The sequence below is a fragment of the Aliirhizobium sp. YIM B11859 genome (genome assembly GCF_057163345.1).
Genome location: NZ_JBXHAY010000028.1, coordinates 1 through 13,745, shown reverse-complemented (window position 1 = coordinate 13,745; position 13,745 = coordinate 1). Strand labels below are relative to the sequence as shown.

Genomic DNA, 13,745 nt, shown 5'->3' with positions numbered 1-13,745 from the left:
TCGGCAACCGCCTGACGGCCAGCGATCCGGATCTGGGTAGCTGGTCCTATGTTTACGACAACGCCAACCGGCTGGTCAGCCAGACCGATGCCCGCGGCGCGGTGACCACGCTCACCTACGATCAGATGGATAGGCTCCTGACCAAGAAGGTCACAGGTGCCGACGGCGTGGTGACGACGCTCGCCACCAACACCTACGATACGGCCGCCTCGGGTGTCGGCGCCTCGCCCTTCCACAATGTGGGTCTCCTGACCGTCTCCACCAACGGCTCGGCCACCCAACGCTTCAGCCGTTCGCTGACCGGGACCGGCACGGTCTCGACCACCCAGACGGTGATCGATGGCCTGACGCAGACGGTCACCGATCGCAAGGGCAAGGCCGACCTGACCCTGTCGCGCTCCTATTCGCCCGGTGCGATCGATGTCGGCACGACAGCCTCTCCCTGGACCTACAATGCCGACAACAAGCTCGTCACCATTCCAGGCTATATCACTGCGGCAGCCTACGAAGCCGATGGCCAGACGAAGTCGATCACCTATGCCAATGGCGTGGCAACGACCTTCACCTATTCGGCCCAGCGCGACTGGCTGACACGGGTGACGACGAAGAAGGGCACGACCTCTCTGCTCGACAGCCAGTATACCCGTGACCTGCTCGGCCGGATCAAGACGATCACCGGGCTCGCCACCACCGAGAACTGGACCTATGCCTATGACGACCTGAGCCGTCTCGTCACCGCCACCAATGCCGGCGACAGCACATTGTCGGAGACCTATACCTACGCCAATAACGGCAACCTCCTGACCCGCACCAAGATGGGGACCTATACCTATCCGTCGGGCACGGCGGTCAGGCCGCATGCGGCAACCAAGATTGGCTCAAAGTCGCTCTCCTACGATGCCAATGGCAATATGCTGGCCGATGGCACGCGGACCCTTGCCTGGTCCGGTGCCAACCAGCTCGGTTCGGTCACGCAGTCGGGTTCGGCCGTCACCTTCTCCTATGGTCCCGACGGATCACGGGTGAAGAAGGCCTGGGCCTTCGGCACGACGCTCTACGCGGGCGCCGATGTCGAGATCGATGCGACGACGGCGGGATCGGAGACCTACACGCTCTATCCGCATCCCGACATCAAGATCACCGCCACCGCGTCAGGCCAAACGGCAAAGTACTTCCTGCATCGTGATAATCTCTCCTCCGTCCGGCTTGTCACCGACAGCGCAGGCGCCATCACCGAGAAGACCGGTTATGCCGCCTATGGTGATCCGACCAACAAGGCCATGGCCACCAAGAAGGGCTATATCGGTGAGCGCTTCGATGCTGAGACAGGCCTCATGTATCTCAGTGCACGATACTACGATCCAGCATTCGGAAGGTTCATATCGCCAGATGACTGGGATACTACCTTGGCTGGTGTAGGCACTAATCGATATGCTTATGCTCAAAACGATCCGGTCAACCGGAGTGACCCAAACGGCCACCAGACCGCGGATGACGAAACTTCTTCTGGAGAGAATTCTTCTGGTAGCGATCTAGCTGCGGAGACTTCGCCGCCAGAACTTGAACCTATCGTCGTGCCTCATGATGAGGGGAGAGAGAAACGGGGTTCATATGGCTCGAATGGTAACTCTAACATCAGCAGCTCTTCTGCTTTGGGCGCTATCGCCGGTAGTTGGGTCGATACAGGCGGCGGGCAATTGGGCTCGCGTGCCGCACCAGCCCTCATGTCGACGCCACTCCTTCTCGGAGGATCTTTATACTTGGGAAGTGCGACAAGGACCGAGCAATTTGATCAGATGCTACCTAGGACAGTGTATCGCGGAATGAGACAATCTCAATTCACAGCAGAAGGGCTTTTTGCCCGGTGCCCTGGCTGTACTGGGGTTACCCAAGCACAACATATATTGAATAGATTTAAGGCAGGTTCGCGGTTTCTCTCCACAAGCAAAAGCGAAGCGATTGCTCGTGACTGGGCGGGCCCCAAGGGAGTTACAGTCGCGGTAGACCTAGCAAAAGTGGTGACCAGAGTGCATGATATGAGTTTAGGTATCAAAGGTCTTGAAGATCTAACCGCGACGGAGAGAAAATATGCATTAGAACGAGCAATTCGAAATCAAGAGATTATGGTTGAAGATATGATACCAATATCTGCGGTTACGGTATTACCATAAGGAAAAACAATGAGTGATGATTGGTACGGAATAGCCGTTATGGCAAAAGCTGTTAACTCAATATATTACAGGGAATTTTCTGACGATATTGCTCGAGACCTTGTGGCACTCTACAACGAGCTGGGGCCAAAAGAATTTTCTCAAGATTTCCCTAATTTCGAGGATGTTCTAATGCTTCCCTACCGTTTGACTCGTGAAATTGGCAGGTACTATGGAGATAGCGAGACGCTGACAACTCCAGAGAATGAGCGTGAAATTGAAAATATTGCATACCTTAGCGACCTGCTATCGCAGCAAATTCATCGAAGGATGACAGGTGACTTCTCTACGGAAATAGCATGGGAAGCACCACTTAGCGCGTGAGAGCCCGACGACTTTGACACGCAGATCTAACGAGATGAGATGATTCAGTACAATCGTAGCTGGGCTGAGGCCGAATACCGAGCGGGACGTATGGAAGAACTTTTGTTCTTCTGGGGGCATCGCTTATCGACCAACACCAGAGTGACTGCATCGTGCTTTAGCCAGTGGTGGGACGTTTCCTTTTGTGTCGATGGGCAGCAGTATCAAAGTGCAGAGCATTGGATGATGTGCGAAAAGGCCAGAACCTTCGGCGACATTGAGTCTGCAATGAAGATTGCGGCTGCGCCGAACCCAAGAGAAGCGAAGGAACTTGGCCGAAGCGTCAAGGGCTTCAATGATGGCATCTGGGATAATGTGCGGCGTGATATTGTAATTCGTGGCAACTTGGAAAAATTTCGACAGAACATGCTGCTGAAAGATTTCTTGTTGTCTACGAATCACGCAATTTTGGTTGAGGCAAGTCCGCACGATGCAATTTGGGGCATTGGGTTAGATCGTCATGATTTGCGAGCAAAATGCCCCGAGACTTGGCGAGGACTTAACCTTTTAGGATTTTGCTTGATGCAAGTCCGACACCTGCTGCGCGTCGAGTGAATTTTTCGACCAACATGCAGTATTTCTCCGGTAAGAAATCGGACGCCTACCTGGTCACTAGCCTCGTCGAGCCAACTCACATTGTTGATTTACATATCACAATTTCGCGATTTTATTGAGTGGTGGCTCTCCGAAATCTGCTTGTCCACGCGATATTTGGTGCATTTCGGCAGACACACTCATCTCGCACCAACAAACCTAGCTCATAGCTCGGCAGATGCATGGTCTCCGGAGCCCACGCAACTTTCATCGTACTCTGTGTACGCTGGCCGCTCGATCGCACTACCGCCGACCATCCAGCCGCTGCCCCTCACGAGACTGCGAGAAATCGCTCGATCCGCGGTATCGGACTCAACGCCCTTCCCTGTTGCAGCGGTACACGTAATCCCGATCGCAGATGCGTCACAGCAGCGCCAGTACTCCATCCTGATCAAACGAGACGCTCTCGATACCTTCCTCAACGGTGCGGCATCCACCGGTGCTAAGCCCGAAACATTGGGCGTCATCCGCGACGGCGCAACCGTCTGGCTCCCGCGCCGCGCGCTCGATCATCTTCATCCCATCTTCACGCATCTGCGACACCGCCGCCAGCGAACCGCCCTGGCGATTGCGGCTCTTCTGCTGGTCTGCGCAGCCACCTACACTCATATCTTCCAGCGCTATTCGGCCGCTGAAGAACAGCTCGCAGCCGCTGTCGACGCAAAGCGCGTCGAAGCTCTGCAGGTGCGCAAACTGCTCGACCAGCAACAGAAGAGCCTTGCGGCCATCGAAGCCGCCCGCGCCGGTAAAAGCCAGGCGGTTCCGGTGTTGCGATTGTGGGAAGAGGTGACCCGCGTCATGCCCGACGATGCCTGGATCAGCGATCTGAGCTTTGACGGAAACACCGTGACGCTCACCGGCTATGCGGCACGATCGGCGAGCCTGATCGGCGATCTGGCATCCTCGCCGTTCCTCAAGGATCCGGGTTTCATATCGCCGGTCGTGCGCGTGCCCGGGCAATCCGGCGAGCGGTTCGAACTGCGGGCGCGGGTGATCAAGCCGTGACGGACCTTCTGATCATACTGATGAATGCACCGCGGCTGGTCCAGCGATCCGTGGCGCTCGGCATTCTGGCACTGATGATGATCGTACTTGTTCTGTCGGTCTCCGGTCTGGTCTCGGTGCTCAGCGACAAAAGTGACCATATCACTGACCTGCGCAGCGAGTTGTTCCGGCTTGACCAGGTCATCGCGCGAAAACCGTCGGCATCGGCACCGCAGCCGTCTGGGATCCCCGAAACACTGTTCATTGAGGGCGACAGCGTCTCGGTCATCCAAGCAGCACTTCAGGAACGGCTGACGGTTGTTGCCGCAAGCAGCGGGGCGGCGATCGCCTCGATGAGCGGCACGCCGCAACTGCAGATCAACGGCGCCACCTATGTCGGGCTGCGCGCCGATTTCGACGGCGAACTGAAGGCGGTGCATGAGGTCATTCGCCAACTGGAAACGTCAGAGCCGCCGCTGATCATCAGAAAGGCCCTGATCCACAGCAACAACACCTATCCGCAAGGTGAGTTGAACGAGCCGATCCATCTGTCGGCGCAGATCTCGGTTTACGGAGCGGTGGATCCATCCGTGGCTATCATACGCGATGGAGGCCAGCCATGATGAGCCATCAGGCAAGGCGGCACTGGTGGACACTGGGAGTAATCACCGGAGCGATCGTGGTGCTCGGCGCATTCAATCTGCTGGTCAGCCAGAACGAACCCGATCTGTCGCCTCTTCCCATCGATGCACAAACCAGATCGGCCGCCGCGCCGAAATCCACCGTTACCATTGCGGCGACCAGTGACCTGTTGCTTCCCGACACACTCGCACGACCGCTGTTTTCGCCAAGCAGAAGAGACTTTGTGCCGGCGCTGGAACCGGCCGCCGCAATCGAGACGGCGGCCGAGGAGCCAGCGGAACAGCAAACCGAGGCACCGCCTCCGCAAATACTCCTCCTGGGAACGAGGACGATTGGCGGAGCACGGTCAGCTCTTGTGGCGATCGCCGGCCAGGACAGCCACTGGGTCGGGATTGGAGAAGTCGTCGCCGGATGGGAGGTGGTCTCGATCGATCCGGATCGGCTGACGATTGGCCGCGGCGGGCAGGAAATCACCGTCAAACTTTACCCCATGGCGGAGAACTGATCCTTGAGCGGCGGACAAGATCTCAGGCAAGAAGAGGACGGCTTTGCACTGGTTGCTGTGCTGGGCTTTCTGTTGTTGCTGGCAATCTTCCTCACGCCGTTTGCGACCTCAGCCCGGCTGCAGGCATTGCTCAGCCATAACGAGCTGCAGAACCAGCGGCTTCGAACTGCGGCAACCGCGATCGATAACTATCTGATCTGGCGGCTTTCGACCGACATGACCTGGAAGCGAACTGCCGACCGCAGCGGTTTTGACCAGACCGGCTGCCGGGGAGCGGGTGCAGACTATGCTCTTTCGATTATTCCGCATGGACGGTTGATCAACCTCAACACGGCCGAGGCACCGCTGCTTGAGGATGGGTTGGCTCGCCTCGGCATCGATCGGATCCGCGCATCACAACTGACCTCCGACATCATCGCATTCCGTTCACCGCGCGGCGATGATGAGCCAACGGATCGTGTCCGATCCGGCATGAAGCATGCGCCTTTCGAGGATATTTCCGAGCTCTACGATTTCGAAGAGATGCAGGGCGTGCCGATGTCATCGATCATCCGGATATTCTCGGTCTGGTCTGGTCGGTCCATCGTGTCGACATTTGATGATCTCGAGCGGTCCTCACAGCACTACACGATTGTCACCCGGATCACGAGCACGGCCGGGACGGCGCAGGACGCTGCTGTTTTTGCCGTTGGCGGCCAGTCCGGCTCGGGTATCAGGATTGCGCCGATCGCACAGGATCTGAACAACGAGAAGCCGGAACGAATGTTGGGCTGCGAAGAGTTGCTCGGACCGAGGGCCGCCATGCTGCTGCAGGGAGCGGGGCTATGAACAAAGATCAAAGCACATCGGCATTCCTGTCCTTCCTGGTGGAGAGTGGGCGCACGTCGCTTGAGGCGGCAAACCGTGCCGAAACCATCGAGCGAGAGAGCAAACAGCCGCTCGATCTCGTCCTGCGCGAACTCGGGATCCTGCAAGAGACAGCGATTGCCGCAGCGCTTGCGGAATTCTTCGCGGTACCGATGGCAGGAAGGCTCGACGTTCGCGACGACCGAGCCATGCTCGATGCGATCGGTGTGGAATTCGCCTCCGACAAGGCGATCGTGCCGCGCGCCGGTGAAGACGGAGCAGTCATATTCTCGATGGCCAATCCGCTCGATCGGTTCACGCTGGAGGCTGTCGATTATTTCTTTGAGCTTCCGTTCCGACTTGAAGTCGTCACCCGAAGCGCAATCGAGGACCTTTTTCGTGCCCTCTCGGCGGATGTCAGCGATACAGACACGGTTTCGCAGGCTGATGCGAGCGATCTGGACCTGCAACGGCTTCAGGATGTCGCACGCGACGCCCCGGTCGTGCGGCTTGTTTCGCGGGTCATCCAGCGTGCCGTCGACGAGAAGGCGACCGATATCCATGTCGAGCCCGGACCGGAGCTCTTGCAGATCCGCTTTCGCCGCGATGGCATTCTAACTGCCGTCGAGACCGTGCCGCTCGCCCTGCATATGGGCGTCGTCAGTCGCCTCAAAATCCTCGGTCATCTCAATATCGCCGAACGACGCCTGCCGCAGGATGGGCGCGTGCGATTACCGGTGCGCGGACAGGATATCGATTTCCGTCTATCGGTCGTTCCGACCATCCATGGGGAAACCATCGTCCTTCGTATTCTCGATCGCGAAACCGTCCGGCTGGATCTCGCCTCGCTGGGCTACGACGAGAAATCCTCCGATCTCGTTCGCCAGATCGTGCGCCGGCCAAACGGAATGGTGCTGGTGACCGGTCCGACCGGATCGGGGAAGACCACGACGCTTTATGCGATCCTTGCCGAACTCAACCGGCCCGAAGTCAAGATTTTTACCGTCGAAGATCCGGTCGAATACCGGCTGGCCGGCATCACCCAGGTGCAAATCGATCCGTCGATCGGGCTGACATTCGCCAATACGCTGCGGTCTGTGTTGCGACAGGACCCCGACATCATTCTCGTCGGCGAAATCCGCGATCGGGAAACTGCCGAGATTGCCGTCCAGGCGGCGCTGACCGGCCATCTCGTCCTGTCGACGCTGCACACAAACAGTGCTGTTGGCTGCTTCAGCCGTCTTCGCGACATGGGGGTTGAGCCTTTCCTGCTTGAGGCCACCGTCCGCGGCGTGATCGGCCAACGGCTTGTGCGCCGCTGCTGCGACGACTGCCGTGACTGCGATGACGCCTATCAATGCGCGTCATGTGGCGGAAGTGGATTCAAAGGGCGGCAGGCGACCTACGAGATCCTGACCATGTCGGACCAGATCCGCTCGGCGGTTTCCACCAGAGCAGGTCATCAGGAGCTTGAAGCACTCGCGCGAAATGAAGGCATGGTGCCGCTGGCGGAGCATGCCCATAATCTCGCCCAGCGCGGCATCACCACGGTCGCCGAGGCGATGCGGATCACCGAGCTCGAGGCAAGCTGATGCCGAGCTTCACCTATGTCGCCTTCTCGGATGCAGGACGCAAGACAAAGGGCGTCATCGATGCCGGCAGCCTGGCGGATGCAAGGCGCCAGCTTCGAGCACTCGGGCTCTCTGTCGCCGATCTTCAGGAGACTGACGCTGGCAAGGTCGAAGGCGGAAGAGCTCGCTTCCCGGCACGGGGTAGCAAAATCGACTATACCCGGCTGTTTTCCGATCTTGCCGTGCTGATGAATGCCGGGCTCGGCATCGACCAGGCGGTCCGTGCCACCCGTGACGCAAGCATCAGCCGCGGCCAGCGCCAGGCCTTGCAACATCTGCTCGATCGACTGACAGCAGGCACATCGCCATCGGCCGCCTTCGCATCGATGCCAGACTTGCCCGTCGATGCTCTGGCGCTGATTGTCAGTGGTGAGAAAGTCGCCCGCCTACCACACGTCATGTCGCTGATCGGCGCCGAACTTGCTCATCGCCAGGCCCAGCGAAAACAGCTCGTCGATGCATTGATCTACCCGATCTTTCTGCTTGTGATGATGGGATTTGCGATCGGTGTCTTGAGTTTTGTTCTGGTCCCGAGCCTTGAGCCGATCTTCGAAAGCTCCGGCCGACCCGCTCCGATGATCCTTGCGCTGCTCGGTGGCATGCGCCGGCTATTGACCCAGCCGGCCGTCACTATCGGGCTTCTGGCAGCCATCGGCCTTCTGTCATCGCTTGCGGTCCTGCGTCCGGCGCTGACCAGGTCAATCATGGGCGTCATCATGCTTCGCCTGCCCTTATTCGGCACGGTCATGTCACGGATTGCAATCGCGCGTTATCTGCAGAACCTGTCATTGCTGATCGACAATGCTGTGGCGCTGCCAGATGCGCTGAAGATCGCGGCGGATGGCTGTGCGATTTCTTCCTACAGGGAAAAACTCCTTCATGTGCGTGACCAGGTTCTTTCCGGCAAATCGGTTCACAACGCGTTTGCGGCAATCGATATCATTTCGCCCGGGACCGTTTCGCTGATTGCGATCGGAGATGAGGTCAATCGGCTGGGACCGGTTCTGTCCGGTGCGGCAAAGGCGCTCGCACTTGCTGCGCAAAGGACACTTGAGCGTGCAACGACATTGCTGACACCGGTGATCACCATCGTGCTTGGCGCGTTGGTCGGTAGTCTGGTGATCTCTGTCATGTCGGCCCTGCTCAGTGTCAACGAGCTGGGCATGTGATGATGATCGCGGCAGCCGGGCGCAATAACGATGGCTTTGGTTTGATCGAGATGCTTGTCGTGCTCGCAATCCTGGCTGTGATCTTCTCGATTGCGCTTCCGAGCATCGGAGCGCATCGGCGGGAGAACCCTGGCGAGATCGCCCGCCGGGTCGGTTTACTGGCACAAACCTCGCGGCTTTCAGCGATAAGGGACAATCGGGAAACACGCATCTTGTTCTCCGTGAAAGACCGTACGATCTGCGCCGAAGGCCATGATGAGGTGCTGAAGGTCCCGACCTCGATGACGTTCGAGGTGACGTTCGGTCAACACCAGGAGATCGCGGATGTAACAGCCGCTGGAGAGGCTGCAATCACCTTCTTTCCGTCTGGCGGATCGACCGGCGGCACGATCAGACTTGGTCGGGGAGCGGAGATTGATTCGATCGTGGCGATCAACTGGCTGACCGGCGCGATCGCCGTGAGTGAAGAGAAAGCCGCGCGATGACCGACCGCGAGCAGGGTTTTACTTTGATCGAGACGCTGATCGCGTTCATGATCCTGTCGCTTGGCCTGATGATCTCGGCCCAGACGATCGCGCTTGCAACGAAAAGCCTGTCGCGCGCCCGTGACGATCGGGCTGTCCTGGATGCTGTCGCACATATCGATGAGATTTTGCTGCAGGGCAACGTAGTCGCCCCGAACGAACAAGGTGTCGAGGGCAAGACGCACTGGCATAGCGAGCAGGTTCCGATCTCCGAGGAGCAGGACGGCGCCCGCTTCACCATTATTCGTCTCACGTCCCCTGCGGGCCGGACATTCGAGTTCGTTCGCTTCGGGATCCCGGTGCGATGATGGCGTATTTCAAATCGGCCAGGCGGGCTGAACACACTCCCTCCGAGAAGAGCGAAGCGGGCTTCACGCTTGTCGAGATGTTGGTGACGCTCTGTGTCGTTGCGCTGCTCGGCATCGCAATCGCCGGCGGCCTTTCGCAGCTTGGCCGGATGCGGACGATCACCCAGGCGGTGGCAGCAGATCAGGAACTCGACGCCGCGGTGGGCTATCTGCAGGATCTCATCGCGGGCAGCCAGAACCTTCCCTTGATGCACCAGGCAGATGCGAAGGCGTCCTTGGTCGGAGACGGGCAAAGCCTGCGGCTGGTGTCTCAAGCCAGAACCGCGAGCGACAGGCGGATTTTGCGCGAGATCGAACTGAGCGTGAGCCAACGGGATGGTTCGTTGGCCGTGGTTGAACGGCATGTCGCGCGGCGGGTGCCCGACCGCGGTGTCGAGGCCGAGTTTACTGTTCTCGGCAGCGTCACCCGGTTCAGGCTGCGCTATTTTTTCCGGTCGGCCTCCAGCGAGCTTCGGTGGCAAGACCACTGGAACAGCAACAGCCGCCCCGATGCTGTTTCGATCCAGATCGAAGCTTTGCGCGCCGGCCGGGCATTCAGCGCCGAGCGAACCGTTTTTCTGGCGCGGTAATCAGTTGCTGACGATATCCGCGTTGGTTCCCGTTCCGCCCTGCTTCTTGTCCTTGCCGAAGGAGGTGATCAGGAACAGTTTGTCCTGCGATGGGCTCTGGTATTGATAGGCCGTTCCCCAGGGATCGATCAACGCGCCAGCATCCTTGATATAGGGCCCGTTCCAGGCGCCGTGGCTGTCGGGTTTCTTGATAAGGATTGAAAGCCCCTGTTCGGACGACGGATAGGCGCCGGCATCAAGATAGTAAAGCTCGAGCGCGTTCTCGAAATTCTTGATCTGCGCACCGGCCGCATCGACCTTGGCCTTGTCGAGATAGCCGAGGACCTGCGGCGTTGCGATCGCAGCGATCAGTCCGATAATTGCCAAGACGACCAGAAGCTCGACGAGACTAAAGCCATCGTCGGACAAAACCGCTCTATCCATTCGGGCCATAGGGCTGGATTTAATAGTCATGAGGAAAGTCCTAGAAACGATATGAAGTTTTGACGAAATAACCAGGTGACGATGAGCGAACAGGCCAGAAACGGGCCGAACGGTATTCGACGCCGGCGCAGTGATGCGCGTAGATCGACTGAAACCAGTGCGAAGGCGAGAGCCAGAAACGACGCGAGAAAAACAAAGGCCGGAAATAGCGACATCGGCAGCCAGGCGGCGGCAGCCGCCATTAGCTTGACATCGCCCATTCCAAGACCGATGCGCCCGGTCATTCGAAAATGCAGTTGCCGCAGCAGCCAGACCCCGGAAAAAACGATAGCTGATACGAAGAGGGCAAGCCCTGCCTCGCCCAGTCCATCCTGAAGCCGAAACAGTATTCCGCCAGCGAGCACCGTGGCGTTGATGGCGTTGGGAATGATCATGTAGCGAAAGTCGATGTAGACGATCACAGCACTGCACGCACAGAGCCAAAAGGTCAGGGCCACCGTCATGTACGGATCAATAAGCCAATCGTTTTGCATCTTGCTCGAGCTTGGTCGATCCACCGCGCCTTTTCTTGATATCCGAACTGAAATCCAGCTGGCGGCGGAACTCGTCCGTCACGTCACGAGCCTCTCTCACGTTACGGACGATGCGCGGTTTGATGAAGATGATGAGCTCCGTCTTGCGGATCTGATCGGTTTTGTTCTTGAACGCGTTGCCAATGACAGGGATGTCACCGAGGATCGGCACCTGCGTCCTGACGAGATCGTTGCGCTGCTGGATCATGCCCCCGAGTGCAACGCTCTCATTGTCGCTGACCACAACACGAGTAGAGATTTTGCGCTGCTGGATGGTTGGGGAGTCTATGCCAGACGAGGTCGTTTTGACGACGTCGGAAACCTCTTGCTGAATGTCGAGCATGACCTTGCCAGACGCGTTGATGCGCGGGACGACCGTGAGGATCACACCGGTGTCTTTCATTTCCACCGAGTTGATGATCGGGGCACTGCTGTCATCCGTGCTTTGGGATTGCCGACTGACGATCGGTACCTGGTCGCCAATCTGAAGCACGGCTTTCTGGTTGTTGAGCGCCATCAGTGTCGGCGATGACACGACATTGACATTGGTGATGCTCGACAGCGCGTTCAGCGTCACGCGCATGTCGCTCGTCGCATAACTCCAGCCGAGCCCTGGATAGGATGCTCCCGTTCCGCCACTCGCCAGATCTGAGAACCCCGCGCTGAATTTGCCGTTCTCGAAGAACCAGCGCAGTCCGAACTTCAATTCGTCATTCAGCGTCACCTCTGCAATCACCGCCTCCAGCATGACCTGCGTCGGCAAGACGTCGAGTTGGTGGAGAAGCTGCTCGATACGTTCGTATTCGCGTGCGGTCGTCGATATCAGCAATGCATTGTTTTCGACATCGGCGACCACCGATGTCTTTGCAGATTTCTGGCTGAATGGATCACTCTTGCTGCCGTTGCTGGACGCATCAGCAGAAACTGTGGTTGCCTGGAGATCAGGTGCGACAGAGGTTTCTTCCGTCTGGCTCGACGAATCTCGGCTCTTCAGCACGGATTGCAGCACCTGCGCCAATTCTTTGGCTGGGCGGTTCTGAATATTGTAGACGAACAGTCGCTCCTCATTGGTGGAGGCGAGCCGGTCCAACTGCCTGATCCACGCAGACGCCCGATCCAGATATTGCGGCCGGGACGTGATGATGAGAACGGCATTCAGTCGCTCGTTCGGGATGAACTTGATGATGTTCGCGCCTGGACCACCGTCTGTCGAAAAGATAGACTCCAGTTCCTTCGAAACCGAGGTTGCCTGTGATGCCTTCAGCGGATGAAGTGCCACTGACATGCCCTTCATCCAATCGACATCGAACACTTCGATCGCGCTGCGCATCGATGCGAGGTCTTCGTTCGTACCGGCGATCGTCAGGATGTTGCGCGTCGCGTCGGTACGAATGACCGATCCTTGTCGGCTGATGGGTTCGAGAATGTTCTTCATCTCGGCAGCCGAAACGTATTTCAGTTCCACCGCCTGGATCTTGATGCCGGGGCCCGACAGAGTGCTGCCGGACGACAATTGCGGAGTTGATGCAAACGCCTCCGAAGCGGGAACAACCTGATAGCTGCCGTTGCGCCTGGTGATCACCGCACCGTTCAAGCCGATAGCGGCTTCGAAAATGTCGACGAGCGCATCTTTCGAGACGGGCGTTGTCGTCTGCAACGTCACTTTTCCGCTGATCCGCGAATCCACTGTATAGTTCAGCCCGAGAGCGTCGCCGAGGACGGTCTTGGCTGCGACCGGGATCGGTGTGTCAACCAGATTGAGACTGAACCCTTCGCCACCCTTTGATGTCTTGCCGTTGGTAATCGACGGAGCGCCAACAAAGGATCCCGTTCCCCGTTGCGAGACGCCTTGGAACACAGACGGATCGGAGTTGGATTGTGCGTAGGCATGCGAGGACGTGTGCGATACCGGCAAAGGTTTGCCGTTTGAATCAAGCTCGTTCAGCTTTGTTGTAAAGACGTCATCAATCGCGTCGGTTGATGTGCATCCAGAAAGGCACAGTGCCGCTAGCAAGTAAAATGAGAGAAATTTGCGCATGAGGCAATCCGATTGGTTGGCGCAATCCTTTCAGAACGAAGTTCCTCTCGCATCAGATATTCTGCCGCGCAAAAGACGCTGTCCACAGCTTTGAAAATCTGGCGTTGCAAACATGTGACTGATTGTCTGAAAGCGGATTTTTGTTGTTTCCGGTCGTAGATTTCTATTGCGGTTGCGTTGGGAGTGAGCGTTTTATCCGTCTGTTTTTAATGACGTTCTGATTCGCTTCGAGGGGGCTCATGCGTTTCTATTCTGTTCGTTCTGCAGCTTTTGCTGCCACGGTATCGCTTTGCTTTTTTTCTGGATC

At 57.8% G+C, this 13,745-nt stretch carries 15 protein-coding genes; 12 read left to right on the top strand and 3 right to left on the bottom strand.

Annotated features, from left to right (window positions below):
- The 12 genes from AC2GXZ_RS32145 to AC2GXZ_RS32090 all read left to right on the top strand — a co-directional run.
- The coding region (locus AC2GXZ_RS32145; RefSeq protein ID WP_483763316.1) for an RHS repeat-associated core domain-containing protein at positions 1-2,171 on the top strand (2,171 nt) is incomplete at its 5' end.
- A gap of 9 nt (positions 2,172-2,180) precedes the next feature.
- Positions 2,181-2,534: a hypothetical protein gene (locus AC2GXZ_RS32140; RefSeq protein ID WP_483763315.1), complete on the top strand. Its 354-nt coding sequence runs from the start codon at positions 2,181-2,183 to the stop codon at positions 2,532-2,534.
- Positions 2,535-2,573: 39 nt separating this feature from the next.
- On the top strand, positions 2,574-3,128 hold the full coding sequence (locus tag AC2GXZ_RS32135) for an NADAR family protein (protein WP_483763314.1): 555 nt from the start codon (positions 2,574-2,576) through the stop codon (positions 3,126-3,128).
- Positions 3,129-3,209: 81 nt separating this feature from the next.
- Positions 3,210-4,172, top strand: a complete 963-nt coding sequence (locus AC2GXZ_RS32130; RefSeq protein ID WP_483763313.1) for a PilN domain-containing protein — start codon at positions 3,210-3,212, stop codon at positions 4,170-4,172.
- Positions 4,169-4,774: a type II secretion system protein GspM gene (gspM, locus tag AC2GXZ_RS32125; RefSeq protein WP_483763312.1), complete on the top strand. Its 606-nt coding sequence runs from the start codon at positions 4,169-4,171 to the stop codon at positions 4,772-4,774. Before AC2GXZ_RS32130 ends, gspM begins: the two co-directional genes overlap by 4 nt.
- Complete coding sequence (locus AC2GXZ_RS32120; protein WP_483763311.1) at positions 4,774-5,298, top strand: hypothetical protein; 525 nt, start codon at positions 4,774-4,776, stop codon at positions 5,296-5,298. The genes gspM and AC2GXZ_RS32120 overlap by 1 nt, the downstream gene beginning before the upstream one ends.
- A gap of 3 nt (positions 5,299-5,301) precedes the next feature.
- The gene (locus AC2GXZ_RS32115; protein ID WP_483763310.1) at positions 5,302-6,126 is read left to right on the top strand and encodes a hypothetical protein; all 825 of its coding nucleotides are present in this window, start codon (positions 5,302-5,304) and stop codon (positions 6,124-6,126) included.
- Positions 6,123-7,736 (top strand): GspE/PulE family protein, encoded by a 1,614-nt coding sequence (locus AC2GXZ_RS32110; RefSeq protein ID WP_483763309.1) that lies wholly within the window; start codon positions 6,123-6,125, stop codon positions 7,734-7,736. The genes AC2GXZ_RS32115 and AC2GXZ_RS32110 overlap by 4 nt, the downstream gene beginning before the upstream one ends.
- Positions 7,736-8,944: a type II secretion system F family protein gene (locus AC2GXZ_RS32105; RefSeq protein WP_483763308.1), complete on the top strand. Its 1,209-nt coding sequence runs from the start codon at positions 7,736-7,738 to the stop codon at positions 8,942-8,944. Before AC2GXZ_RS32110 ends, AC2GXZ_RS32105 begins: the two co-directional genes overlap by 1 nt.
- Complete coding sequence (locus tag AC2GXZ_RS32100) at positions 8,944-9,429, top strand: GspH/FimT family pseudopilin (RefSeq protein WP_483763307.1); 486 nt, start codon at positions 8,944-8,946, stop codon at positions 9,427-9,429. Before AC2GXZ_RS32105 ends, AC2GXZ_RS32100 begins: the two co-directional genes overlap by 1 nt.
- Positions 9,426-9,776 (top strand): type IV pilus modification PilV family protein, encoded by a 351-nt coding sequence (locus AC2GXZ_RS32095; protein ID WP_483763306.1) that lies wholly within the window; start codon positions 9,426-9,428, stop codon positions 9,774-9,776. Before AC2GXZ_RS32100 ends, AC2GXZ_RS32095 begins: the two co-directional genes overlap by 4 nt.
- Positions 9,773-10,405: a hypothetical protein gene (locus AC2GXZ_RS32090; protein ID WP_483763305.1), complete on the top strand. Its 633-nt coding sequence runs from the start codon at positions 9,773-9,775 to the stop codon at positions 10,403-10,405. The genes AC2GXZ_RS32095 and AC2GXZ_RS32090 overlap by 4 nt, the downstream gene beginning before the upstream one ends.
- On the opposite strand, the gene gspG is transcribed toward AC2GXZ_RS32090, so the two are convergent.
- From gspG to gspD, 3 genes are read right to left on the bottom strand one after another with little or no spacing between them, the layout of a single operon-like run.
- Positions 10,406-10,858: a type II secretion system major pseudopilin GspG gene (gene gspG, locus AC2GXZ_RS32085; protein ID WP_483763304.1), complete on the bottom strand. Its 453-nt coding sequence runs from the start codon at positions 10,856-10,858 to the stop codon at positions 10,406-10,408. It lies immediately after the preceding gene.
- On the bottom strand, positions 10,855-11,331 hold the full coding sequence (locus AC2GXZ_RS32080) for a prepilin peptidase (RefSeq protein WP_483763303.1): 477 nt from the start codon (positions 11,329-11,331) through the stop codon (positions 10,855-10,857). The genes gspG and AC2GXZ_RS32080 overlap by 4 nt, the downstream gene beginning before the upstream one ends.
- Before the next feature lie 7 nt (positions 11,332-11,338).
- Entirely contained in the window at positions 11,339-13,438 is a 2,100-nt protein-coding gene (gspD, locus tag AC2GXZ_RS32075) for a type II secretion system secretin GspD (RefSeq protein ID WP_483763302.1), read from the bottom strand.
- Positions 13,439-13,745 lie beyond the last annotated feature (307 nt).